Genomic DNA, 24024 nt, shown 5'->3' with positions numbered 1-24024 from the left:
CAGTGTGATCACACTTCGAAATCATATTTGTCATCAATGCGACGCTTCTCCAGCATATATTGTTCCATGCTGATGGTTTTGGTTTGCAGCTTTTCTTCCAGGCGACGCAGGTCTTTGTTTTTGAGACGCTTGATGTTTGCCTTGGTCGCGTAATAGTTAATGGACGATGCACCATTATAACCGCTGACCGGATCCCAGAAGATGGAGAGCGGCCAGGTCAGAAGATTCAGTACGCCGAGTCCCGGTTCGCGAGTATAAAATGATCCGCCACCCGGAAGGAAACCCAGTGCAGCAGCGGTTGTTGGGTTCTTTTCTTCAACAGACATGCCATTAGCATGGTAATAGCGCATTTCATGTTCCTGATAACTGTTCAGGCCGGTCGCGCAGCCGGAAAGAAACGCCATGCAGAGTGCAAGGGTTACAACTTTATTCATAGGTTCAATTAATCCCTGGACGTCTTTTTTCATTGATCGAATAACGTTGTCGCGGGACTGTAAGGATTAAAGTGTTAAGTGTATAGATCGTGTCAGTACGTATTGTGTCGAATCAATTGGAAAATAGACACGATTCAGAAATGTGATGGACAGGAAGGGGAACCGCTTAAGTGTGTGTAATAAAAAGGAGTCCAGTAGACCCCTTTTTATTGAGAAATTACGTCGTGAGATACCCCCCATCGACATTAATACAGGTTCCTGTCGTATAGCTGGCGGCATCGGATACCAGGTAGAGCACTGTTCCCGCCATTTCTTCCGGCTGGGCAGAACGGTTCATGGGAATCTTGGGCAGTATCTGCTTGAGCATGGCGTCATTGCGGGTAAGCGCTGATGCAAACTGGGTATCCGTCAGTCCGGGAAGCAGTGCGTTCACGCGAATGTTCATTGGCGCGCATTCTCGGGCAAAGGCTTTGGTCATGGCAATGACGGCTGCTTTGGTAATGGAATAGATTCCCTGGAATGGGCCGGGTGTCACGCCATTCACCGAGGCAACATTGACAATGCTGCCACCGCCTTGATTACGCATCACCTTACCGACTTCTGCAGACATCATGAAATAACCTTGAATATTGACGTCAATGGTTTTTTGCAAGGCATCGGTTGGTGTATCAAGAATGGGGCCGAGGTAGGGATTGGCCGCCGCATTGTTGACCAGGATATCGATCCGGCCGTGTTTTTCTATGATGGCGCTGACGGTCTGGCGGATGGCATCCGAATCCCCGATATGGCAGGCCATAGCTTCGGCGGAGCCGCCTTCCTCAACAATGCTCTGGCTGACCGCTTCACAGCCTTCCACTTTGCGGCTGGTGGCAATGACATGGGCATTGTATTGGGCCAGCAGTCGGGCAATGGCTTCGCCAATACCGCGGCTGGCGCCGGTAACCAGGGCGATTTTGCCATTCAGGTTGAACGGATTTTCGCTCATAACAGTACCTCGGTTTTGTTCTTATCGAGAGTGGCAGGGCTGTTCCAAATCCTGCGCTGCTGTTGTGACAGCAGCGTTTAAGTGCAAAGCACAACAATGTTTCTCGTTATGTGATTATGAACGTTCTTTGTCGTAAAGGCGGAAGATGCTGGAAAAGTCCAACTGCCCATTGTTGTCTGTCTGATTGGCATGCAGGTTATAGAGGTTTCGTGCCAAACTGCCCATGGGCGTTGATGCGCCGGAGGATGCTGCGGCATCCAGTGCCAGCTTCAGGTCTTTCAGCATCAGGTTGACCATAAAGCCACCTTCGTAATCTCTTGATGCTGGCGCGTTTTCCATAATGCCGGGTACCGGGTTGTAGACCTCAAGTGACCAGTTTCTACCGGAACTTTTCAGCATGATTTCAGAGACGGTTTCCGGCGAAAGCCCGTTACGGATAGCCAGTGCCAGCGCTTCCGCCGTGCCAGTCATATGGATAGCCAACAGCATGTTGTTACACATCTTGGCGACCTGACCGCAGCCTGCGTCACCGGCATGAAACAGATTGCTTCCCATGGCTTCCAGGATAGGAATGGCTCGCTCGTAATGCGCTTTTTTTCCACCGATCATAAATGACAAGGTTCCCTGTGCAGCACCGGCGGTACCACCAGAAACAGGTGCATCAATAAAGGCTTTGCCCTGTACATCGGCAGCCGAAGCGACTTTTCGTGCGGTGTCTGCATCAATCGTGCTGGAGTCAATAATGAGCGCATCGGTGTGGATTGCATTAAGCAGAGCGGTTTCACCGAGATACAGGCTTTCAACATGCTGGCCTGCGGGTAACATGCTGATCACAACATCCGCCCCTTTGACAGCATCTGTCGCCTGTTCTGCCGCCGTGGCACCCTGGTCGGACAGCGTTTTCACCGCATCGGGATTCAGATCAAAGACCGTGAGCTGATGACCGGCTTTGATCAGGTTGATCGCCATGGGGGCCCCCATGTTACCCAGTCCGATAAATGCAATCTGTGCCATGGTGCGTCTCCTTTTACTTGTTGCTATCAATCAGGAACGGCGGCCGTGTTGTGGCAAGCGTCATCTAACTATAAGCGTATGGTCTTTGCAGTGCTATTTCTGTTGTTTCCTGTCAGCTATCTGGATGTTTGTAAGGGTCTATAAACCAGACAAAAAACATCCGGACTATGACGTGTGGTTTCATAATCCGGATAACAAAGATATGTCAGGGATTGATCGGTGAGAGAATCGTATCCTTGGGGTCACTCTTTTGCCGCGCGTGTGTTTTACGCAAATCGGACACTATCGCCTGTAATCGAGCACTGTCGAATGCGTTCTCAGATTTGCCAGAGTAAAGCGACTGCTCAAGGCTGTTCAATAAATCCTTTAATTCCTGATGACCAAAACTATTTGCTGCGGCAGACAGGCTGTAAAGGTTATCGAGATTGTTAAAGCAGCCAGCCCAAACAATGAATCGCTGTTTGATCTGCAACAGATCGTTGTTTTGACAGGCCTGTTGCAGCTGCTGGAATGCGGCTTTTTCACTAAGGTTCTCCGATGGCATTGGTGAGGGGCTGCTATCAGCCCCATTACTGATCGATACCTTCCTACCCCTGATATATAAGCCGAGTGTCACCAGCCAAAGCAGCGCAAAAACGGCTGTCGCGATAATCCAGGGAAAGGTTGTCCCCTGTTTGGTGATGGGAGCCCCTAAATCGAGAGGGACATTTGTTGGCGTTGAGAGGCTGTCCGGTAAAGTGTTAGTGGTCGCTGCTGGCACTGGCTGAGAAGGTGTTATCAGAGTATTGCCGGGGGCAACGGTAATCGTTGTTGCCGGCAATACCGCTTGTTCAACTTTGCCTGTGGTGGTGTTGAACCAGGTATATTTAACCGTCGGCAGTGTCATAGTGCCCGCGTGTGTGGGGACCAGCGCTATGGCTTCCGTGCGTTTCCCGGTAATCCCCTCCGGGCCTGAAAGGTCTTCATTCTGTGCCTGATCCGGATAGGTTTTCAGGCCGGATATTGTCGGTAGCGTCACAGGCGGCAGCTGGGCTGCAGTAAGTCCTTCCGCTTCGATCGTGAGGGTTCGGGTAACCGAATCGCCAGCCTTAAGGCTATCCGGACTACTGCTCCATTTCTGGGTCAGACGCAGATTGCTGGCGGGGAGCCAGGGGGTGTTAGCGGGGTAATCTTTAGGTACTGGTTTGACGTCCAGTTTGATATCTGCCGACTGTGCGCGCACCGGCCGGGCACGTTGCATTGAGAAAAAGTTATTGTATGGATCACTGCCGGCGGCAATGCTGGAGGTGAAACTAAGCGACGGGATCGTCAGCGTACCGCTTTCCTGGGGGTTGATGGCATATTGCACTTCAAACACCCCGTGGCGACGGCCGTTAACCAACTCTTCGTATTTTTTGACTTCGCCCAACTGCTGGACAATGGCGCCATTGACTTCCAGTGGTGTCAGGCTGCTGTCGCCGACTAGCTGGGTGTTGTAATAAATTTTCAGGGTCAGCACGGTTTGCTGCTGAATATATATCTCCTGACGACTCAATGACGTCTGCATGAAGACCGGTGAAACGCTATTGGTGCTGCCAGCGGTCGTGTTGCCATGACGAACATCAATATGAATCGGTTCAGAGGTTTCGCCGTTATAGGAAAGGGCTGGAATTGTGATGGCACCGGTGCGCTTGGGTGCTAGGGTGATTATCCAGTCTGTCCAGGATTCAGTTTTGCCGTTAATCATCTGGAACTGGCTGCTGCGCCGGTTGCCCAGAATATCAAACTCTTTCTTTAGCGGCGTGGTGTCCGGCTGGCTTCGGAACGACTGGCTGTCCACCCGCAGGGTCAGTTCCAGCGTTTCGTTCTGGGTGATAACACTCCGGTCGACACTGGCGATAAACGCAGCCAGTGCCGGTGTGGCTGAAAGCATCAGTAGCGCTGTCATCAGGACGGACAGCAGTGAGGGAATGAAAGTCTTCCTTACCATGTTTGTTCTCCCCGGGGAGCGGGTTGGCGTTGCTGTTGCTGCTGTTCGAACTTCCGGCGCAGCAGACCGCCGGGGTCATCCGGTATGCGTCTCAGCCAGTTTTCGACTTCCTGGCGTGACTGGGTGTTTTCCTGTCGTTGATCCGTCGCATAGGGCTGCTGATCGTCTTGGGATTGCTCATCCTGTTGTGCAGGTTGAGTCGGAGATTGCGCAGCTTGCTCTTGCTCTGAGGATTGCTCGTCTTGCCTGGGTTTTTGCACCTGCTCTGAGGCGCTTTCCTGATTTGACGTGTCTTTATCGTCATTGGCTGACTGATCCTGCGATGAATCAGAACGTTCCTGTTCATTCTGTTTTTGATCGCCTTCCTGATCTCCGGTTTGTTTACTGGAGGTTTCCTGATCGTCACCCTGATCTGGTTGCTGTTGCTGTTGCTGTTGCTGTTGCTGTTGCTGTTGCTGTTGCTGTTGCTGTTGCTGTTGCTGTTGCTCCAGCAGTTTCTTTACCAACTCAGCATTGCTCTTGGCATCGGCCATGTCGGGCGACAGTTCCAGTGCTTTTTCATAGGCGGCCAGGGATTCCTGCAGTTTTCCGGCTCGGGCCAACGCGTTCCCTTGGTTGTAGAAGCCATCGGCATTGTCCCATTCCGAAAATCCTTTAGCGGCGGCTTCGTAGTCTTTAGCCTGATACTGGGCTTCGGTTTGCCACTGTGGATCTGTGAACAGATCAGCGGCTTCTTCTGCCTTTCCGTTCTGAAGTAATTTTGTGGCCTGTTGATCCGGGGTTTCCCACAGATTGTTCCAGGCATCTGCATAGCTGGTATCCGGTTGGATCAGCGTTGTCGTAAGAATAATGGGGAGTACCCATCCGCGCCGGAAAGCCAGTGCGGCGACCGGCAGTAATAGCAGTACCAGCCAGAAGCCTTCGTCATGCCAGCGATCAAACTGGCGATCGACAGCAACGGTTTTACTGAAAGTGTTGGGCTTGGGAAGCAGGGCATTGATATCGCTGTCGTTAATACTCATGGTGCGATATTGGCCATGGTGTTGTTGAGCCAGTGTCTGGAGCTGTGATGCATCCAGCCGGCTCATGACGATGGCGCCCTTGCTGTCGCGAACAAACCCACCGTAAGCATCAGGGACTGGTGCACCGGTTGCTGTGCCGACACCGATAATGTTGAGTGTATGGTTCGTACCCGTCAGTACTTTGTTGACGGCGGTCAGCTCAGAGGCTGACATGCCATCCGTTAATAGCAGCAGTGATCCTGATTCCCCTGCACCCTGTGCTAGCAGGTCGACAGCCTGTCGAATGCCGCTGGCCGGGTTGCTGCCGGGCACCGGCATGATGTCAGGCGATAGTGCTTTCACCAGGTTTGCCAGTGTCCCATTATCGTCAGTGAGTGGCGCTACGGTATAAGCGTCACCGGCATACGCGACCAGTGCCGTTAGTCCTTCCTTGCGCTCTTTCAGGATATCCAGCAGTTTGTGCCGGGTTCGGGTCAGCCGGTCTGGCTGGATATCTGCCGCCAGCATGGAACGGGACAGATCCACGACCAACACAAGCGGTGCCAGGCTCTTTTCAACCGGTGTTGAGATTTGCCGCCAGGTTGGCCCTGCCAAAGCGATTGAGCCAATCACCCAAGCGAGTGTCAGGCCAATCAAAGGCCAGCGACTGGTGCCAACGGGCTTGATGGGCATCAAATGGCGCAGAAGTTCCCGGGGAATAACTTTCTGCCAGCTACCCGACTGTGTTTGACGTTTCCAAAGGAGGTAGCCGGTTATTGCTGCTGGAATCAGCATCAGTAACCAGAGTGGCCGGATGAAGTGAAACTGCGCCAGCGTCGTGACCAGTGCGTCCATTCAGCGAGCCCTCCGGCGAAGGGTGGGCAGGAGAAAGGACAGCGCCAGCGCAAAACTGCAGAGCAGGGCTGCAGCCAGTGGCCAGTAATACAGCGATTGCACGGGGCGGAAGGTCTCCTTGCTTTGCTCAACGGGTTCCAGTTGATTCAACAGACCGTAAATCTTTTGCAGCTCTTCCGTATTTCTCGCACGGAAGTAGCGACCACCGGTCTGGTCTGCGATCTTGGTCAGCATATCTTCATCCAGATCCGCAGAGGGATTGACGCGCCGGGCGCCAAAACTGGAACCAAAGATGCCGGGCTGGATCATTTCATCCGCGCCAACACCGATGGTATAAATGCGCACCTTTTCCTCTTTTGCCAGCTCGGCGGACTGATCGGGTGATACTTCGCCGGCCGTGTTGGCGCCATCGGTCAGTAGGATCAGGATACGCTGGTCTTCGGGTCGCTTGCGCAGGTGGCGAACGGCCAGACCAATGGCGTCACCGATCGCAGTCTTTTCACCGGCAATACCAATAGTGGCTTCATTCAACAGCGTCTGGACGGTTTTCAGGTCAAAGGTCAAGGGTGTCTGCAGGTAAGCATTCGTGCCGAACAGAATCAGGCCCAGACGATCCCCTTTGCGTTGCATCACAAAATCGCTGACCACATGTTTGATGACATCCAGTCGTGTCACCGCTTCACCCTGCAGTTCAAGATCCTGAATTTCCATACTGCCGGAGAGATCCACGGCCATCATCAGATCCCTGCCCGTGACCGGCAGGCTGACAGGGTCGCCTACCCATCGTGGCTGGCTGGCGGCCAGTAACAGCAATAGCCAAGTGACTATTAGTAATCCTTTCCGCCACAGGTTACGGATCAGATGGGCTGGACTATCGCCCGGCAACGCCTGTTCCACCTGCTGGTAAAACGGAACCTGAAGCGCGGCCTGATGCTGCTCGTCCGCTGGTGGTGTGAACCGATAAACCAGCAGTGGCAGTGGCAATAGCAGCCATACCCAGGGCCAGTACAACTCAAACATGGTGTTTCCTTATCCAGCGTTCGACTAGACGCTGAAGTTGATCAATCTCAGTTTGGTTCAGCGTGTGCACACCGGGGGCAAAACGTTCATCGCCAAAGACCTGCCCCGGTCCTGTAGTGAAATCGTTCGAACGAGACGTTTTATCAAGAAAATCGAGCCACGCATTACCATGCAGGGCGGCAACGGTGTCCCGTGGCCAGGCTGACAGCGCCACTCGTTTCAGGAGCCGGTTTAAATCGCTGACAAACGCATGGCTGTCTTCGCCGTTTTCCAGCGCTGCGGCGATATTCTGGCTTTCCTGTAAAGCTGCCCGGCGATAACGGTTACGGGCATAGTGGCGGTAAAGTAAGAATGCAGAAATTCCGACGCCAGCCAGAACAATGAGCGCTGCCAGCCACCATCCGGGAGCGGGTGGCCACCAGGTCACCGGATCAGGGAGATGGTTGGGGCGAAGTGCTTCCAGCGCCTGCTGCAGGGGATCCGTTGGATTCACCGGGCATCCTCCTCCTGGCGTCGACGAGGTGTCGGCGTACCTTGAAGAACAGCAAACAGTTGCTTGTCCGTCGGTAACGCAGCATTCAGTGAAAGGAGAGGGATGTGCAGTCGGTTCATCGTGTTCTGCAGATGTTCCTGCCGGGACGTGGCTTCCTGGGCATACTGGGTACGGTTCTGTGTTGAACGGGTGTCCAGCTGACGGGTTCGGATGCCATCGGTAATGGTATACAGGCCATCCCGTGGCAGGCTCGATTCCATGGGGTCCTGAATCTGGATAGCGAGTACTTCACTGTGCCGGTGAAGCAGTGAGAGCTGGCGCTGGCAATGATCATCCATGGATTGAAAATCACTGATCATCACAATTAAAGCACCGGGTTTTACGATGCGGCGGGTCTGCCTCAGTGCGTGGACCAGCGTGTTTTCCCCTGAGGTGTTTTTAACGGGCTTCAGGCTTAAGGCGAGATTCATGTCTGTTGCCTGCTGAAGCAATCGCAGTACGGCTTTTTTGTCCCGACGCGGTTTGAATTCATGGTGTTCCGTGTCGTTATAGAGAAAACCGCCCACACGGTCACCACGATGTAGCGCCTGCCAGGCGAGCAGTGCGAGGGTTTCAGCGGCCGTCACGGATTTGAAATTCAGTTGGCTGCCAAAGAACAGGGACTGCCCCTGATCCAACAGGAAGAAGACCGGTTTTTCACGTTCTTCACGAAATACCTTGGTGTGAGGCTTGCCGGACCGTGCCGTGACCCGCCAGTCAATGGTGCGGATATCATCGCCCGGTTGGTAGTTGCGGAATTCATCAAAATCCATGCCTCGACCGCGAAGTCGGGAGGCAAGACCGCCACTTTGCTGGGCCTGTGCGGTTCCCTGTCGCAGGCTGGGCAGCCGGCGGGCGGAAACATGCAGTCGGGCCAGTTCCTCAAGGCTGGTGTAAGCGCCGCTCATCAAGCGTCCTCCGCTCAGGATACGGCAACTCGGGCCAGTAACTGGTCGATGATATGGTCGGTAGTGACGCCTTCGGCCTCCGCCTCGTAGCTGGGGATGATCCGGTGACGAAGCACATCATGGGCGATGGCCTGCACATTGTCCGGACTGACGAAATCCTTGCCATTCAGCCAGGCATGGGCGCGGGCACAGCGATCCAGGGCAATGGTACCGCGGGGAGAAGCGCCGTAGTCGAGCCAGTTGCCCAGTTCTTCCCGGTAGGCACCGGGGCGGCGGGTGGCATCAATGAGCTGAACGATGTAGTCCTCAACTGCCGGATCCATGTGCAGTTCAAGCACTGCGCGGCGAGCTGCAAAAATGGTTTCCTGAGCGATATGGGCTGGTGGCTGGATATCGTGGTGCAGGGCTTCGCCACGGGCCAGCTGCAGAATCGCTTTTTCTGAAGCCATGCTTGGATAGCTGATCCGCACATGCATCAGGAATCGGTCGAGCTGAGCTTCAGGTAACGGATAAGTGCCTTCCTGCTCAATCGGGTTTTGGGTTGCCATAACCATGAAAAGTGATGGCAACTTGTGTGTGGTACCGCCGACGCTGACCTGTTGCTCAGCCATGGCTTCCAGCAGGGCGGACTGTACTTTGGCGGGCGCCCGGTTGATCTCATCTGCCAGCACCAGGTTATTGAAGACCGGTCCCTGCTGGAACCGGAAACTGCCATCTTCAGGGCGATAAATCTCTGTTCCGGTGATATCTGCCGGGAGCAGGTCTGGCGTGAACTGGATGCGCTGGAATTCAGCTTCAAGCCCGCGGGCCAGGTCCTTGATTGCCTTGGTCTTGGCAAGGCCTGGTGCACCTTCGACCAGTAGGTGGCCATCGGCGAGCAAGGCGATGAGCAGGCGTTCCAGCAGATGCTCCTGGCCGATAATGACCTTGCTGAGGTAGTCGTTAAGTTGGTTCAGGGCTGTGAAGGGCGACATCGACATGCGTTTTCCTGTAAATGGTGCCTGTAGATGGTAGAAGCGCGGAATACCTTTTTAATGTGTCCCGCGGGCAGAATTTTCAAGTCTTAGCCATTTCCGACAACAGAATGACGGAAAAGTTCCATTTAGTGTACATAAGTCCCGCAAAAACCGCTGGCCATTGTTGCAGGCTATATAATTTTCTATAGCGTGCCACTGATCAGGGATTGAGTTGTATGAGCCATCTGTACGCCGATAATAAACAGGAGTTTGTTGCTGCACTGGGCAAGGAGTTGTCCAGCACGGTTGCCAGTGAGCATGCTTCAAGTTTTACGGCCTTTCTGGACATTTTCTTTAATATCACGTCAATGGATGACCTGAAGTCATACCGTCAACGGGATCTTTCCGGCTGTACGCTGGCTTTCTGGCGGTTTCTCCGGGCGCATGATTTCAAGACGCCCCAGATCGATGTCTTCAATCCTGATCATGAGCACCATGGCTGGCATTCAACACATACGATTGTGCAGCTGGTGCATCCAGATATGCCCTTCATTGTTGATTCACTGCGCATGCGACTGAATGAACGGGGCTCAACGATTCATCATATTCGTAATGGCGTCGCTCTGATCACCCGTGATGAGCAGCACGAGTTAATTCATCTGGAGCCAACCAGCACCATTAATCACGATAATGGCGCGGCACGACGTGAGGCGTTTGTCTACATTGAGGTCGATCGTCTGGAAAGCGCTGAAGAGCTGGATGCACTCAGGGCGGATATGGAAGCCGTTTTAAGGGATGTGAAGCTGGCGGTCAGCGGTTACCGACCCATCTGTGCCAAGGTCAAGGCGCTGGTGGATGAATTGTCGGCGATGCCGCAAAACGAGGAAATCAGCGAAACCGTCGCCTATCTGACCTGGTTGCTGGATAACAAGTTCACCTTCCTGGCCTATGAGGAAGTAGAGGTTCGCAACGAGGATGGGCAGCGCCGAATTCGCAAACCCATGGAATCCCGTATTGGTTTGTTGCGTCCGCATCGTTCGGATGAGAATGCCAGTGATACGGCCGAACCTTATATCGACAGGGATTTTTTCACGGATAAAACGGTCCTCTCCTTTGGTAAGGCTGCGTTCCGCTCCAGTGTTCATCGCCCCGCCTACCCGGATTTTGTCATTATCAAGCGTTTTGATGAGAAGGGTAATGTGACCGGTGAGAGCCGGATCATGGGGCTTTATACCTCACCGGTTTATAAGGAAAGCCCCTGGCGTATCCCAGTACTGCGTCGGAAGATGGCGGCGATTACGGCGCGCTCCGGGTTGGATCCCAGTACGCATCATGGCAAGGAGCTGGCCCAGATCCTTGAGGTTCTGCCCCGTGAAGAACTGTTCCAGATGCCGTTGAAACAGCTGTTTCATACGGCCATTGGTATTCTCAAGATACAGGAACGTAACCGGATCCGGCTGTTTATCCGTAAGGATCGTAACGGCTTGTTCTGTTCGGCATTGGTGTATGTGCCGAGGGAGGTTTACAGTACTGAGCTTCGGCATAAGATGGAGGAGATCCTCTGTCGTCGCCTCAATGCCATCGATAGTGAATTCACCACCTATTTCTCCGAGTCAACGCTGGCTCGCGTACATTTTGTGATGCGTCTGGCGCCCGGTGGAGAAGCCCTGATTAACCAGCAGGTGATTACCGAGGAAATCATTCGCGCTGCCAGCACCTGGGAAGATGAATTCAAGGAAGCCGTATTGGAAGCCCGCGGCGAAGTGCTGGGCAACCGACTGATCAACGACTTCGCCAAAGGATTTTCTGCCGGTTATAAGGAAGTATTCAGTCCTCTGCTGGCCGTTGCGGATGTTGAGCATATCCGCAAGTTGAATGCCGAAAACCCACTTGCCATGAGCTTCCATCGTCCGATGGATCAGGATCATCGTCTGCATTTCAAGGTCTTTCATTTCGGTGAAGCCTTACCGTTGGCGGACCAGATCCCCATACTGGAAAACCTGGGGCTTAAGGTGGTGGGGGAATACCCTTATACCATCCGTAAGTCGACGGGCGATTCGATATGGCTGCATGACTTTTCCCTGGATTTGTCTCAGGGGGCTGAGGACGTTGATATTCAGAAAGTGGCCAGTCTGTTTCAGGAAGCCTTCCGTAAACTGTGGTACCGGCAGGCGGAAAATGACCAGTTTAACCGACTGGTTCTGGCCGCCGGCATGGAATGGCGTGAAGTGATGATGTTCCGTGCCTATGCCCGTTACCTGAAACAGATTCGGTTCGGTTTCAGTCAGCATTACATCGCCGAAACGCTTTACAGCAATATATCGATAACCCGCCAGTTGCTGGATTTGTTTAAAGCACGCTTTGATCCAGATCTTGAATTGGACCAGTCTGAGCGTCATGCGCGTGAAGCGTCGATTCGTCAGTCCATCTTTGAGGCACTGGAGCATGTCAGCGTCCTGAGTCAGGATCGCATATTAAGGCGGTTTGTGGATGTCATCTGTGCCACGTTGCGCACCAGCTTTTATTGCCAGGATGCTCAGGGTGAACCGCTGGACTACATGGCGCTTAAGTTCTCGCCGCAAGCCATTCCGGATATTCCGAAGCCCGCACCGATGTTTGAGATTTTTGTGTATTCTCCGCGCGTTGAAGGTGTTCACCTGAGAGGTGGAAAAGTGGCGCGGGGCGGCCTGCGCTGGTCAGACCGGGTGGAAGATTTCCGTACAGAGGTTTTGGGTCTGGTCAAGGCACAGCAGGTGAAGAATTCGGTCATTGTACCCGTCGGGGCCAAAGGCGGCTTTGTACCCAAGCATCTGCCTTCGGGTGACCGTGATGGCATCATGGCTGAGGGGATCGCTTGCTACAAGATTTTTATCCAGGCCTTGTTGGATGTCACGGATAACCTGGTGGATGGAAACGTGGTCTATCCCGACCGGATCGTCCGTCATGATGAGGATGATTATTATCTGGTGGTTGCCGCGGATAAGGGCACGGCAACATTCTCCGATATCGCCAACGGAATTGCTGAAAGTTACGGCTTCTGGCTTGGCGATGCCTTTGCTTCGGGTGGCAGCGCCGGTTATGACCATAAGAAAATGGGCATTACCGCAAAAGGCGCCTGGGTGTCGGTACAACGGCATTTCCGGGAACAGGGCATCAACATCCAGAAAGACCGGGTCAGTGTCGTTGCTATTGGTGACATGAGTGGGGATGTTTTCGGCAACGGTATGCTGCTTTCCCAGTCTCTCGCACTGGTGGCAGCATTCAACCATTTGCATATCTTTGTGGATCCGAATCCGGATGCGATGGCCTCCTGGCAGGAGCGTAAACGACTCTTCGATCTGCCCCGTTCCAGCTGGGAAGATTATGACCATTCACTGATCTCAGAAGGGGGCGGTGTCTTCTCCCGGAGTGCCAAGAGCATTGAGATCACACCGCAGATGCAGACCTGTTTTGGTATCAGTGAACAGCGTCTGACGCCGACGGAATTGATCAGTGCCATTCTTCGTGCGCCCATTGATCTTATCTGGAATGGCGGCATTGGCACCTATGTTAAAGCCAGTGTTGAATCCCATGCGGATGCGGGTGACCGTGCCAATGACACCTTGCGCATCAACGGCGATGAGCTGAATTGCCGTGTTGTCGGGGAAGGTGGGAACCTCGGGCTGACGCAGTTGGGCCGGGTCGATTTCGCCCTCAAGGGCGGGAAAATGAATACGGACTTTATTGATAATGCCGGCGGGGTCGACTGTTCGGATCATGAGGTCAATATCAAGATTCTGCTCAATGAAGTGGTGGCTCGTGGTGATATGACCCGCAAGCAACGGGATGTGTTGCTGGAATCCATGACCGAAGAGGTTTCGGAGCTGGTGCTGGGTAATAACTACCGTCAGGCGCAGGCGATCTCCCTGGCAGAGCTGGAAGCCCGGGAAAAAATGGAAGAATACAAGCGTTTCATCCATTACCTGGAGTCACGGGGGAAGCTTGATCGAGCCATTGAGTTCCTGCCAGATGATGAAGGCTTGAATGAGCGTATCGCCGCAAATGCCGGCCTGACACGCCCTGAGCTGTCAGTACTGATCTCCTACAGCAAGGCAGACCTGAAAGCACAGCTGGTGGACTCCCGTGTGCCAGATGATGATTATCTGGCGCAGGCGGTAACAACGGCGTTCCCTGCCACGCTGGTGGAACAGTTTGGCGATGCGATCCAGAATCACCGTCTGCGCCGCGAGATTGTGGCGACCCAGGTTGCCAACAGCATCATCAATACCATGGGTATCACGTTCATAAACCGCATGCAGCAGTCGACAGGGGCGAATGCGGCTGCCATTGCCCGGGCCTTTGTGATTGCCCGTGATATTTTTGGCATGGAAAACTACTGGCAGCAGATCGAACAGCTGGATTACCAGCTTGATGCCACGTTGCAGCAGCGGATGATGATGGAATTCCTGCGTCTGCTTCGCCGCGCGACGCGTTGGTTGCTACGTGTAGAGGTCCATGAACGCCCTGCCCGGGAAGCCGTGGAGTACTATGGTTCTCGTATCCAGGTGCTGATGAAGGTGCACGATACGCTGCTCAGCGGTGCCATGCGCAAGCGCTGGGAAGAAGGTGTCAGGGAATATACCCAACAGGGCGTTCCTGAAGCCTTGGCAAGGGTGATTGCAGGATTGCGTCATATGTTCAGTTTCCTGTCGATTATCCAGGCCGCCGAACAGACCGGACAGCCGCTGGAGCGCGTCGCTGCCATGTTCTTTGCAGTGGGGGACCGGTTGGAGCTGAACTGGTTCTACCAGGAGCTGAATCGGTTGGATGTGGGGAACCACTGGCAGTCATTGGCGCGGGAAAGTGTACGTGACGAGTTATCGTTCCAGCAACGTTCACTGACTGTGGCGCTTCTGAAAATGCAACATGCATCCGGTGACCTGCCTGCCCGCCTGGATAACTGGATTGGTGAGAATCAGCCACTGGTTGATCGCTGGATGGGTATTCTTGGCGAGCTGCAGACCGGCAGTAACAACGATGAGCTGGCCATGTATATGGTGGCTGCGCAGGAGTTGGCGGTTTTATCCCAGAGCTGTGGTCAATAAAGTAGTTTGATTAAAAATGATAAGCGGGAGACAGAATAAACTGTCTCCCGCTTTGTTTTATGAAAAGATTACTGCTGTTCAGCCAATGGGCGTGTTACTAATGTAAGCCATTCCTTTTCCTCTGCATCAAGGTAAGGGCCAATGAGTTTCTGAACCTGTTGATGGTATTCATCCAACCATTGGAATTCTTCTGCGCTTAACAATTCCTGTTTGATCAAACGGCAGTCAATCGGTGCCAAGGTAAGTGACTCCATTTCCAGCATAGGCACATCACTCGCTATCGTTGAAGGTTTAACCACGTACAGGTTTTCAACCCGCAGGCCATAAGCGTCTTCCTTGTAGTAGCCGGGCTCAATGGTGATCATCATGCCGGCCTCAAGGCGGGAATCGGCTTCCTGGGGGGACATCCGCAGCGGCGTTTCATGGACTCCAAGGAAGTGGCCTACGCCATGTCCGGTACCGTGGTCATAGTCACAGCCTGCCTGCCATAAAGGTTGACGGGCGATAGTATCTAGCTGAATCCCTCGAGTGCCTTTCGGGAACCGCGTGGCGGCCAGCCGGATGTGCCCCTGCAGCACCTGGGTGTAACGGGTGCACATTTCGTCGGTGACGTCACCCACCTTGATAGTGCGGGTCATGTCGGTGGTGCCTTCGGGGAACTGGCCGCCACTGTCAATCAGGTACAGACCGTCCTGACCCAGCGTGCGTGGTGTGGTCAGTGTGTGATTGTAATGGCACATGGCGGCGTTGGGGCCGACGGCGGAGATGGTTTCAAAACTGCACCCATTGTAGCCGGGTTGTTCTTCCAGCAGGGCTTCAATTTTGTCGGCGAGTACGCCTTCATCCAACGTCGGTGTACCTGCTGCGACTTCTCTATCCAGCCAGGCCAGGAATTTCGTCGTGGCAATCCCGGCATACAGATGAGCCTGACGCATGCCCTCAATTTCGATTCGGTTCTTGATAGCCTTCATGACCATGCAGGGATCATCACCGTGTATGACCTGAGCGCCAAAGTGCAGCAGGGTCAGAGGAATCCATGCATTGCTGTTTTCATAGTCCAGTTGGACATCCGCACCGTCTTCACCGAGCTGTTTCAGCGAATGTTCGATGGTGGCGATGTCCATCAGCCGGACACCGTCACCGGCATGTGGGTAAAAGTGATCATCGAGCTTGCCGGTGGGGGCGAACAGATCGGCGTTGCCATCCTGGTAAACAATCGCGTAGCTGAGGACCACCGGTAGGCAAGGCACGTCGCCACCCCTGATGTTGAACAGCCAATTGACGGCATCGGGCTGGGTGATTACCAGTGCATCCAGTCCTTTCTTTTGCAACATCTCAGACAGTACCTGGCGCTTATCCTCACTGCTGCGACCGGTGTATTTCTCGTCCAGCAGTATACCGGGCGCATCACTGGCCGCAGGCCTGTCATTCCATAGTCTGTCGATTGGATTTTCTGCCAGCTCGACCAGCTGAATGTCCTTTTCTCTGAAGGCGGCAATGGCATCCTGATACCAGTTATAGGTATGCAGTGTGGCGTCAAAGCCTATCCGGTCGCCAGGTTGCAGCGTGTTGTTGAGCCAGTTGAGGTGAGGTTCTTCAATCAGGTGGTGATATTCAAACAGTGATGCCGGTACCTGCTGGCGAACCTGAACGGTGAAGCGGCCATCCACAAAAATGGCAGCCCGTTCTGGCTGGACGACGGCGATGGCCGCTTCACCAGTGAAGCCGGTTAGCCAGCGTAGTCGCTGGACATCAGGCCCCAGGTATTCCCCAAGGAATTGGTCGGCACAGGGGATGATAAATGCATCAAGGCTTTCGCGTGCCATGAACTCACGGATGCCCGCCAGACGTTGTGCCAATGTGGCACTTGCTGCGTCGATACTTTCAATGGACGGCAAACTCATACAGTATCTCCTTGTTTCATGACTGCTCACGCGTTAGCCGTGGCAGGGGTTGTTGTGCTTTCGATGATAACGGGTTGGGCTGGACTCGTTTTGCTAAGCCTTAATGACAGACAACAGTGTCTTCAGGCTTAGTCGTCAGAGAGTTTCGTTACGGTTCAATGGTGACTGATGCTACCTTGGTGTCAGCTCTGGTTGACTCGTCGTCTTGAATGGCTGTTTTTTGTTTTTGCTGAATCACAACCGCAGAAACAATAATAATCAAACCTGCGAAAGTGGCTGGTTGAATCGGTTCTCCCAGAATAAACGCGATAAATACCAGTGATAAGAAGGGTGAAATAAAGATCAGGTTGCTCACCCTGGCAATATGGGTGGCTTTTTTAAGTGCTGTCAGCCATAGCACAAAGGTAATGCCCATTTCGAAAAGACCCACATAGATGGCACCGGCAATGCCTTTCCAATGCCAGGTCAGGTCACCCATAACAATATTGGCCGCAATAATAAAAGGCAGGCCACACAGGAAACAGAGCAGCAGGGCGATGACCGGGTTGTCGGTGTTACGGGTGTTGTATATCCAGTACAGCGCCCAGAGCAATGTGCTGAACAGTGCCAGTACCACGCCGGTCGGGCTGTCAAATGACAGGCCCAGAACATTGCCGCCGGTGGCAATGATCAGTGCGCCGATATACCCCATGCAACAGGCGAGAATATCAATGCGTGTCAGCCGCTGGCCTAACATCACGACAGAGAGGATGGTCAGCGTCAGCGCCCAGGTGTAATTCAGGGGTTGTGCCTGTTGGGCCGGTAGCAGATCGTAGGCTTTGAACAGAACCACATAATAAAGGAAGGGGTTCAGTAACCCCATCAACAGGTAATAAACCGGCCGACGTTTAAAAGTCTGAAGGAGCGCCTTTCCCTGACCTTTGGCAATAACCCAGCCGCCCAGGGCCAGTATGGATGTCAGGCTGGCAAACAGCACCAACTGGATCGGCGTCAGGTATGCCAGGCTGAGCTTGAATGCCGTGGCGACGGTCGACCAGAGCAAGACGGCGCTAAGGCCGAATAACATGGCCTGTCGCTGTGATTGTTGTTCCATCGAATGTTCAGTCCAGATGCTTGGGCGGTTCGTTTATTGGTTATGCAGGATTGTATCGGTCAGTGAGACTAAGGTGCTGACCGTTGTATTACATTGATCATGATCAGTGTTGCAGAGATGAGATTCAATGATTTCTGTTTTGAAATGTTGCTTTTCGAGAAGAGGGTGTCTGTTGCCTTAAGGGACAAGGGTTGAGCGGAGACTATCTGTTGTCGGTTGAAAGCGTTTCAGCGTCTTATCTGTACTGGTTTTTGATGGTAGTCCCGTTATAATCCGCCCGGATTTCACCGCCCCCGGTATCAAGGAGTTTCGATGTATCAGCTGGCCCGCAAAATTCTGTTCAAATTCTCCCCGGAGACAGCCCATGACCTGACCATGGATATGCTGTCTGCGTCCCAGCGTCTCGGACTGCTCAAGTGCCTGTTCAAGCCGGTGCCGTCTGTCCCCACGGATGTGATGGGACTGACGTTTGATAATCCCGTTGGCTTGGCGGCGGGGCTGGATAAAGACGGTGAATGCATTGATGCCTTCGGCTCACTGGGGTTTGGTTTTGTTGAGGTTGGTACGGTGACGCCACGCCCACAGCCAGGAAATCCGAAACCCCGCCTGTTCCGGATTGTGGAGCGGGAAGCGATCATCAACCGGATGGGCTTTAACAACAAAGGCGTTGACCACCTGGTTGAAAACCTGAAGAAGACCCGTTACCAGGGTGTGATCGGGGTGAATATCGGCAAGAACAAGGTGACGCCTGTTGAGGAAGCGGAAAGCGACTACCTGACCTGTCTGCGGAAGGTTTATGCCTATTCCGGTTATGTGGCCGTAAACCTCTCTTCGCCTAATACGCCGGGTCTGCGTCAGCTGCAATTCGGCGATACGCTGAAGTCGCTTTTGGGGGCTCTGAAAGAAGAGCAGGGGAAACTGGCCAGGGAGCACGGCAAGTACGTGCCTCTGGCGATCAAACTGGCACCCGATATGACGGATGAAGAAATCCGCGATATTGCTGCTCAGCTGGTTGCCTATGAAATCGATGGTGTCATTTCGACAAATACCACCCTGGAGCGTGAAGCGGTTCAGGGCTGCAAGAATGCCAGTGAAGATGGCGGTCTCAGTGGTGCGCCATTGACTGATCTTTCCACACAGAAAATCCGTGTATTGGCGGAGGCGCTGGATAACAAACTGCCCATCATTGGTGTAGGCGGGGTGATGGATGCACAATCCGCGGCGGATAAAATCAAGGCGGGCGCCAGCCTGGTTCAGATTTACAGCGGCTTTATTTATCGTGGTCCCGACCTGATCCGGGAAGCCTCGGAAGCTGTCGCAGCCTGCCGCTAATCTAATCTCCACATGCAACAAGGGCCCTTAACCGGGCCCTGATTTCACTTTATTTTGGGATACTGAGCGATCAACGCCGACTCAGAGGTAATGTTGATTGCTTTTTTGTATACCGGAAACGCCGGTATAACCATCCACATGGTCCGACCAGCCCTCTCGCCAGCCCGTGAGCCATGCCTGTCTCTGGTTTAGCTCGTCATGTGGACAGATGTCCTTTGACCGTCCCGATAGCCCGTTTTGATAACCTTTCGTGTAGGCTCTTTCGGTCTTGTCCCTCTTTTGTCTTTTCATGGTCGGTCTTGCCTCCCGTTTCGGTGACTACATCCCGTGGCCATCCTGACCGCGAGATCGGTGGGAAAGAGTCGGTCTTGCCGCTGAAGCTCCTTTTTCTGCGTACTGCTTCAGTGAAAAATCAGGGCATGAACGGAACCTCTTCCGTCATACAGAAACCCTACAAGGTTATTTCTATAGGAAGTGAGCCTGCCTGTCGAGGAATCTTTGTGAATAGCGTCAATGTTTTGATAGTGTGAGTGCTTATATAGATCTGCCGGCTGGTTATATAAGTCATTGATATTGTGAAAGAAGTATGGGTGGTAAGGCTTGGGTTAAGAAAAATCCCCCCGGGGAAAACACAATAAATGTCAAAATTCCGCATATTTTTTAGCGGGGATCATGGCTAGAATGCCGCCATTACTTCACTTTCACTAATCCTCCCCTTAACTCGCCTGTATCTTGCAGAGGCCGGGAGGATGGTTTTCCACCGAATCAATTAAATGGGTGCTGCCGGTACTGATGAGTACTTCCCCGGAGTTTTTTGCCTCTTGCCCCAAGGGCATAGAATCACTGCTGGCTGAGGAGCTGGCGGGTTTTGGAGCCGACAGCGTCAGGGAGACGGTTGCCGGCTGTTATTTCAGTGGTGCCCTGGCCGTTGCCTATCAGGCGTGTCTCTGGTCGCGGTTGGCCAACCGCATCCTGCTGATGGTTGCCCATTTCCCGGCTGGTGACCGCGATGTCATTTATGCGGGTATTCAAACCGTTGACTGGGATGACCATATTGATCCCGGTAAAACCCTCGCGGTGACCTTTACCGGTAGCAGCCCTGAAATTCGGAATACCCATTTTGGTGCATTGCTGGTCAAGGACGCCGTGGTGGATCAGCTGATTGCGCGTACCGGTAAGCGGCCATCAATTGCCACAAAATCCCCGGATTTGCGTATTCACGTCCGCCTGCATAAAGGAAAGGTGCAGGTGGGTATCGATTTATCCGGTGACAGTCTCCATATGCGGGGTTACCGGCAGGATGTCGGTAAGGCGCCGCTGAAGGAGAACCTGGCGTCCGCGATTCTTTACCGTGCCGGCTGGCGTGAACTGGCCAGGGAGGGAGCCTCTCTGGTTGATCCGATGTGTGGCTCCGGCACCTTCCTGCTGGAAGGCGCTATGATTGCGGCAGATATTGCCCCCGGTCTCTTGCGTGCCCGTTTTGGTTTTGATCGCTGGCCCGGTCATATCCCTAGCGTTTGGCGGGATGCAATGGGGGACGCCCGTGAGCGTCGTCAGGCAGGGCTTGATAACATGAAAAATGTTTTTCTGGGCTATGAAGCGGATCAGTGGATCGTTCGACAGGGATTGGCGAATGCGCAACGAGCCGGATTATCAAAGCGTATTCGCATCGAGCAGGCTGAGCTGGCAAACCTGCATCAGGTTGATTGCCCTGAAGGCTTGGTGGTCGTCAACCCGCCTTATGGTGAGCGGCTTGGAGATGAAGCAAGTCTTGTTTACCTCTATCAAAACCTGGGGGAAAAGTTCAGAACCACCTTTAAAGGGTGGCAGGGGGCTGTCTTCACCGGTAATCCGGGGCTTGGACGTTGCATGGGTATCCGCAGTCGCAAGCAGTACACGCTCTATAACGGTGCGCTGGAATGTAAGCTGTTGATGTTTGCCAATGAGGAACAGTGGTTTGCTGGCTACGATGCCAGAGATAAAGAAACCGCGAATAAGACATCAGTTCAGTCTGCACCCCTCACTGCTGGTGCAACGATGTTTGCCAACCGTCTGCGCAAAAACCTGAAGCAAATGAGCAAGTGGGCCAAGCGTCAGGATATCCAGTGCTATCGCCTGTACGACGCGGATATGCCGGAGTATGCCGTCGCTATTGATCTCTACGGTGACAAAGTGCATGTGCAGGAGTACAAGGCACCGGCATCAATCGATGAAGCAAAAGCGACGGAGCGGTTGCAGGATGTTATGTCTGCACTGCCTGAAGTCTTGTCAATATCGCCAAAAGATATTGCCCTCAAGAGCCGTGCAAAACAGTCCGGTAAGAAACAATATGAACGTCAGGCTGACAAGAATGAATTCTTTGAAGTCAAAGAAGGTAGTGGTCGTTTCCTTGTCAATCTGCACGACTATCTGGATACCGGTCTCTTCCTGGATCATCGTCCGTTACGCCTGCGGATTGCCCGGGAAGCGGCGGAAAAGCGCTTTCTGAATTTGTTCTGTTACACCGGGGCAACCACTGTCCATGCCGCTTTAGGTGGTGCACGTTCAACCACCAGTGTCGATCTTTCCAAAACGTATCTTGATTGGGCACGTAAAAATCTGTCACTGAATGGCTTTAGTGATCGTCATCAGCTGGAACAGGCAGACTGCATGCGCTGGCTGACGGATGCTAAAGGGCAGTATGACCTGATTTATATCGATCCGCCGACATTCTCCAATTCTAAACGTATGACAGATGTGTTTGACGTGCAGCGTGACCATGTTGAGTTGTTGCGCCTGGCAATGAAGCGTCTTGCGCATGGAGGGACGCTCTATTTCTCCAATAATTACCGACGATTCAAACTGGATGAATCTTTGATGGATGAGTTTGAGGTGAAGGATATTACCGGCGAAACCCTTGATAAGGACTTCGAACGTAATCGCCGCATTCATCAGTGCTGGAAGATTCAGCACAGGTTGTAAAACTTTTATAGGTAATGCGGTGTACCTGATCTTCGGGGCACCGCAGGCTATGGGGCATCTGCTTGCCGCTCCGTCATGCAGTCCTGCATGAAGTCGCTCTCGGTACGTCCCTGTACCTTGCAATCAGATACCCCATAGCCAGCTTACAAACCATTTTGTTGCCTGCTGGTTTGTCTTTTCTGTTTTTGGATTCTATCGCCTTCCTGTCAGATGCCCCTTCGAATCTATTTTGAGTCGTTTGTTTGCTTTGCCCTGATGCGTGGCACTTTATTTGCTTTAATGCGGTGCGTTGACTGGCTAGGTTGCACTGATGTGTAGCCTTATTAGATTAATGATTCACGGAAGAACCTGTGAGGCTTCGTTTTGAGCAGGTTTTTATCTGCACAGTGAAAAGGCGAGGCTGAAGATAACAAATACAAAATGATCTTTATTGGTGCGCAATATCTTTTGGTGAATCGATATGGTGCGAGATAAAGAGGGGTGACGAGGTGTTTGATGGATAACGTTGGGAGTGCAATTGAAACGTTGATGCAGGGGACAAATACCCTGTTTATCCTGCTTGGGGCGATCATGGTGCTGGCCATGCATGCAGGGTTCGCGTTTCTTGAAGTGGGAACGGTGCGGCAAAAGAATCAAGTCAATGCGCTATCCAAAATCATTACAGATTTGGGTGTGTCCACACTGGCTTACTTTTTCATCGGTTACCAAGTGGCTTATGGCATGGATTTCATGGCAGATGCAGCAACCTTGACGGCCAGTCACGGCTATGAGCTGGTGAAGTTTTTCTTTCTGATGACATTTGCGGCGGCGATACCTGCCATTGTTTCTGGCGGCATTGCTGAACGAGCGCGGTTTTACCCGCAGTTATTGGCAACGTTTCTGATTGTTTCCCTGGTTTATCCATTATTTGAGGGGATGATCTGGAATGGTAACTATGGATTCCAGGATTGGCTGGAAGGTTTTTCAGGGGCACCGTTCCATGATTTTGCCGGTTCAGTGGTAGTGCATGCTGTGGGCGGTTGGATCGCACTGGCTGCGGTTGTGTTGCTCGGTCACAGAAAGGGACGTTATCGCAATGGCAAGCTGGTTGCGTTTGCACCTTCGAATATTCCGTTTCTGGCGCTGGGAGCCTGGATTCTTGCCGTCGGCTGGTTTGGCTTCAATGTGATGTCAGCCCAGACGGTCGACAGTATCAGTGGACTGGTGGCGGTCAACTCACTGATGGCAATGGTCGGTGGAACACTGGCTGCCATGTTGGTGGGTAAGAATGACCCGGGCTTCATCCATAATGGACCGCTGGCCGGACTGGTAGCTGTTTGTGCGGGTTCAGATGTTATGCATCCTGCGGGTTCTCTGGTCGTTGGTGCCGTGGCCGGTGCATTGTTTGTCTGGACATTCACCGCGACACAGAATCGCTGGAAAATTGATGATGTATTGGGTGTCTGGCCATTACATGGTCTGTGTGGTGCCTGGGGCGGTATTGCGGCAGGCATCTTTGGTTCGACGGCGTTGGGTGGTTTGGGCGGTGTATCCCTGACAGCGCAACTGATTGGTACTCTCGCTGGTGTTGGCGTTGCGCTTGTGGGTGGCCTGATGGTTTATGGAGCTATCAAAGCGCTGGTAGGCATACGTCTGTCAGAGGAAGAAGAGTATCAGGGGGCGGATCTTTCTATTCACAAGATTCATGCGATTTCTGATGAATAAGTAGATAGTGCAGTGCTCGGGTTGATCAGTCACGTCCTGTTTCTGTTGGGATGCAGGATGTGACTTTTTATAGAGCTAATGTAAAAGTACTTAAACCTTCAGTCATTCAAGGGTTTATGTTGATGAGTGGATGAAACAATCGTCCTTTCTGCGCGTTATCTGGCATAATTGATCCCTTTGACGTGGCCATTCATCTGCCGGTTTTGTTGTTCCGCTGAATGGTGATCGAGATCGTCTGGCCCGGCTTGTCGTCGGGCAGGGTTTCAGTTGCA

Annotated in this window: 16 protein-coding genes; 4 read left to right on the top strand and 12 right to left on the bottom strand. The window is 53.0% G+C overall.

Annotated features, from left to right (window positions below; translation table 11 throughout):
- Positions 1-8: 8 nt before the first annotated feature.
- The 9 genes from ABD892_RS24905 to ABD892_RS24865 all read right to left on the bottom strand — a co-directional run bounded on the left by ABD892_RS24905 (position 9) and on the right by ABD892_RS24865 (position 9692).
- On the bottom strand, positions 9-434 hold the full coding sequence (locus ABD892_RS24905) for a hypothetical protein (RefSeq protein ID WP_345199012.1): 426 nt from the start codon (positions 432-434) through the stop codon (positions 9-11).
- A gap of 217 nt (positions 435-651) precedes the next feature.
- A complete protein-coding gene (locus tag ABD892_RS24900; protein WP_345199011.1) occupies positions 652-1419 on the bottom strand; it encodes an SDR family oxidoreductase in 768 nt (255 codons plus the stop codon).
- A 114-nt stretch (positions 1420-1533) separates the two neighbouring features.
- Positions 1534-2433 (bottom strand): 3-hydroxyisobutyrate dehydrogenase, encoded by a 900-nt coding sequence (gene mmsB / locus ABD892_RS24895; RefSeq protein ID WP_345199010.1) that lies wholly within the window; start codon positions 2431-2433, stop codon positions 1534-1536.
- Positions 2434-2638: 205 nt separating this feature from the next.
- Positions 2639-4402 carry a BatD family protein gene (locus ABD892_RS24890; protein ID WP_345199009.1) on the bottom strand — a complete coding sequence of 588 codons (1764 nt, stop codon included), beginning with the start codon at positions 4400-4402 and terminating at the stop codon, positions 2639-2641.
- Complete coding sequence (locus ABD892_RS24885; protein ID WP_345199008.1) at positions 4396-6258, bottom strand: vWA domain-containing protein; 1863 nt, start codon at positions 6256-6258, stop codon at positions 4396-4398. Before ABD892_RS24885 ends, ABD892_RS24890 begins: the two co-directional genes overlap by 7 nt.
- The gene (locus ABD892_RS24880; RefSeq protein ID WP_345199007.1) at positions 6259-7278 is read right to left on the bottom strand and encodes a vWA domain-containing protein; all 1020 of its coding nucleotides are present in this window, start codon (positions 7276-7278) and stop codon (positions 6259-6261) included.
- A complete protein-coding gene (locus ABD892_RS24875) occupies positions 7271-7771 on the bottom strand; it encodes a DUF4381 domain-containing protein (RefSeq protein WP_345199005.1) in 501 nt (166 codons plus the stop codon). Before ABD892_RS24875 ends, ABD892_RS24880 begins: the two co-directional genes overlap by 8 nt.
- Positions 7768-8718, bottom strand: a complete 951-nt coding sequence (locus tag ABD892_RS24870) for a DUF58 domain-containing protein (RefSeq protein WP_345199004.1) — start codon at positions 8716-8718, stop codon at positions 7768-7770. The genes ABD892_RS24875 and ABD892_RS24870 overlap by 4 nt, the downstream gene beginning before the upstream one ends.
- A gap of 14 nt (positions 8719-8732) precedes the next feature.
- Positions 8733-9692, bottom strand: coding sequence for an AAA family ATPase (locus ABD892_RS24865; protein ID WP_345199002.1), 960 nt, complete (start codon positions 9690-9692; stop codon positions 8733-8735).
- Positions 9693-9910: 218 nt separating this feature from the next.
- Between ABD892_RS24865 and ABD892_RS24860 the strand changes: the two genes are divergently transcribed.
- Entirely contained in the window at positions 9911-14758 is a 4848-nt protein-coding gene (locus ABD892_RS24860) for an NAD-glutamate dehydrogenase (protein ID WP_345199000.1), read from the top strand.
- 68 nt (positions 14759-14826) lie between these two features.
- Here the strand turns inward: ABD892_RS24860 and ABD892_RS24855 are convergent, their stop codons facing one another.
- On the bottom strand, positions 14827-16662 hold the full coding sequence (locus ABD892_RS24855) for an aminopeptidase P family protein (protein ID WP_345198999.1): 1836 nt from the start codon (positions 16660-16662) through the stop codon (positions 14827-14829).
- 148 nt (positions 16663-16810) lie between these two features.
- A complete protein-coding gene (locus tag ABD892_RS24850; RefSeq protein WP_345198998.1) occupies positions 16811-17755 on the bottom strand; it encodes a DMT family transporter in 945 nt (314 codons plus the stop codon).
- 312 nt (positions 17756-18067) lie between these two features.
- Here ABD892_RS24850 and ABD892_RS24845 point away from each other — a divergent pair, with 312 nt between their 5' ends.
- Positions 18068-19087: a quinone-dependent dihydroorotate dehydrogenase gene (locus ABD892_RS24845; RefSeq protein WP_345198997.1), complete on the top strand. Its 1020-nt coding sequence runs from the start codon at positions 18068-18070 to the stop codon at positions 19085-19087.
- An 81-nt stretch (positions 19088-19168) separates the two neighbouring features.
- Here the strand turns inward: ABD892_RS24845 and rmf are convergent, their stop codons facing one another.
- Positions 19169-19378 carry a ribosome modulation factor gene (rmf, locus tag ABD892_RS24840; protein ID WP_345198996.1) on the bottom strand — a complete coding sequence of 70 codons (210 nt, stop codon included), beginning with the start codon at positions 19376-19378 and terminating at the stop codon, positions 19169-19171.
- 501 nt (positions 19379-19879) lie between these two features.
- On the opposite strand from rmf, the gene rlmKL reads away from it, so the two are divergent.
- Entirely contained in the window at positions 19880-22048 is a 2169-nt protein-coding gene (rlmKL, locus tag ABD892_RS24835) for a bifunctional 23S rRNA (guanine(2069)-N(7))-methyltransferase RlmK/23S rRNA (guanine(2445)-N(2))-methyltransferase RlmL (protein WP_345198994.1), read from the top strand.
- 495 nt (positions 22049-22543) lie between these two features.
- Positions 22544-23752 (top strand): ammonium transporter, encoded by a 1209-nt coding sequence (locus ABD892_RS24830; RefSeq protein ID WP_345198993.1) that lies wholly within the window; start codon positions 22544-22546, stop codon positions 23750-23752.
- Positions 23753-24024 lie beyond the last annotated feature (272 nt).

Source organism: Kistimonas scapharcae (genome assembly GCF_039540975.1).
Taxonomy (GTDB): Bacteria; Pseudomonadota; Gammaproteobacteria; order Pseudomonadales; family Endozoicomonadaceae; genus Kistimonas; species Kistimonas scapharcae.
The sequence above is the reverse complement of the archived record's forward strand: the minus strand, read 5'-3'. Positions and strand labels throughout refer to the sequence as shown.

Bases quoted from the DNA above. Each gene is read 5' to 3' on its own strand.
- ABD892_RS24830 (WP_345198993.1), top strand. From the start codon at position 22,544: ATGGATAACGTTGGGAGTGCAATTGAAACGTTGATGCAGGGGACAAAT.
- rmf (WP_345198996.1), bottom strand. From the start codon at position 19,378: ATGAAAAGACAAAAGAGGGACAAGACCGAAAGAGCCTACACGAAAGGT.
- mmsB (WP_345199010.1), bottom strand. From the start codon at position 2,433: ATGGCACAGATTGCATTTATCGGACTGGGTAACATGGGGGCCCCCATG.
- ABD892_RS24905 (WP_345199012.1), bottom strand. From the start codon at position 434: ATGAATAAAGTTGTAACCCTTGCACTCTGCATGGCGTTTCTTTCCGGC.
- ABD892_RS24850 (WP_345198998.1), bottom strand. From the start codon at position 17,755: ATGGAACAACAATCACAGCGACAGGCCATGTTATTCGGCCTTAGCGCC.
- ABD892_RS24900 (WP_345199011.1), bottom strand. From the start codon at position 1,419: ATGAGCGAAAATCCGTTCAACCTGAATGGCAAAATCGCCCTGGTTACC.
- ABD892_RS24855 (WP_345198999.1), bottom strand. From the start codon at position 16,662: ATGAGTTTGCCGTCCATTGAAAGTATCGACGCAGCAAGTGCCACATTG.
- ABD892_RS24880 (WP_345199007.1), bottom strand. From the start codon at position 7,278: ATGTTTGAGTTGTACTGGCCCTGGGTATGGCTGCTATTGCCACTGCCA.
- ABD892_RS24885 (WP_345199008.1), bottom strand. From the start codon at position 6,258: ATGGACGCACTGGTCACGACGCTGGCGCAGTTTCACTTCATCCGGCCA.
- ABD892_RS24870 (WP_345199004.1), bottom strand. From the start codon at position 8,718: ATGAGCGGCGCTTACACCAGCCTTGAGGAACTGGCCCGACTGCATGTT.
- ABD892_RS24845 (WP_345198997.1), top strand. From the start codon at position 18,068: ATGTATCAGCTGGCCCGCAAAATTCTGTTCAAATTCTCCCCGGAGACA.
- ABD892_RS24860 (WP_345199000.1), top strand. From the start codon at position 9,911: ATGAGCCATCTGTACGCCGATAATAAACAGGAGTTTGTTGCTGCACTG.
- rlmKL (WP_345198994.1), top strand. From the start codon at position 19,880: ATGAGTACTTCCCCGGAGTTTTTTGCCTCTTGCCCCAAGGGCATAGAA.
- ABD892_RS24865 (WP_345199002.1), bottom strand. From the start codon at position 9,692: ATGTCGCCCTTCACAGCCCTGAACCAACTTAACGACTACCTCAGCAAG.
- ABD892_RS24890 (WP_345199009.1), bottom strand. From the start codon at position 4,402: ATGGTAAGGAAGACTTTCATTCCCTCACTGCTGTCCGTCCTGATGACA.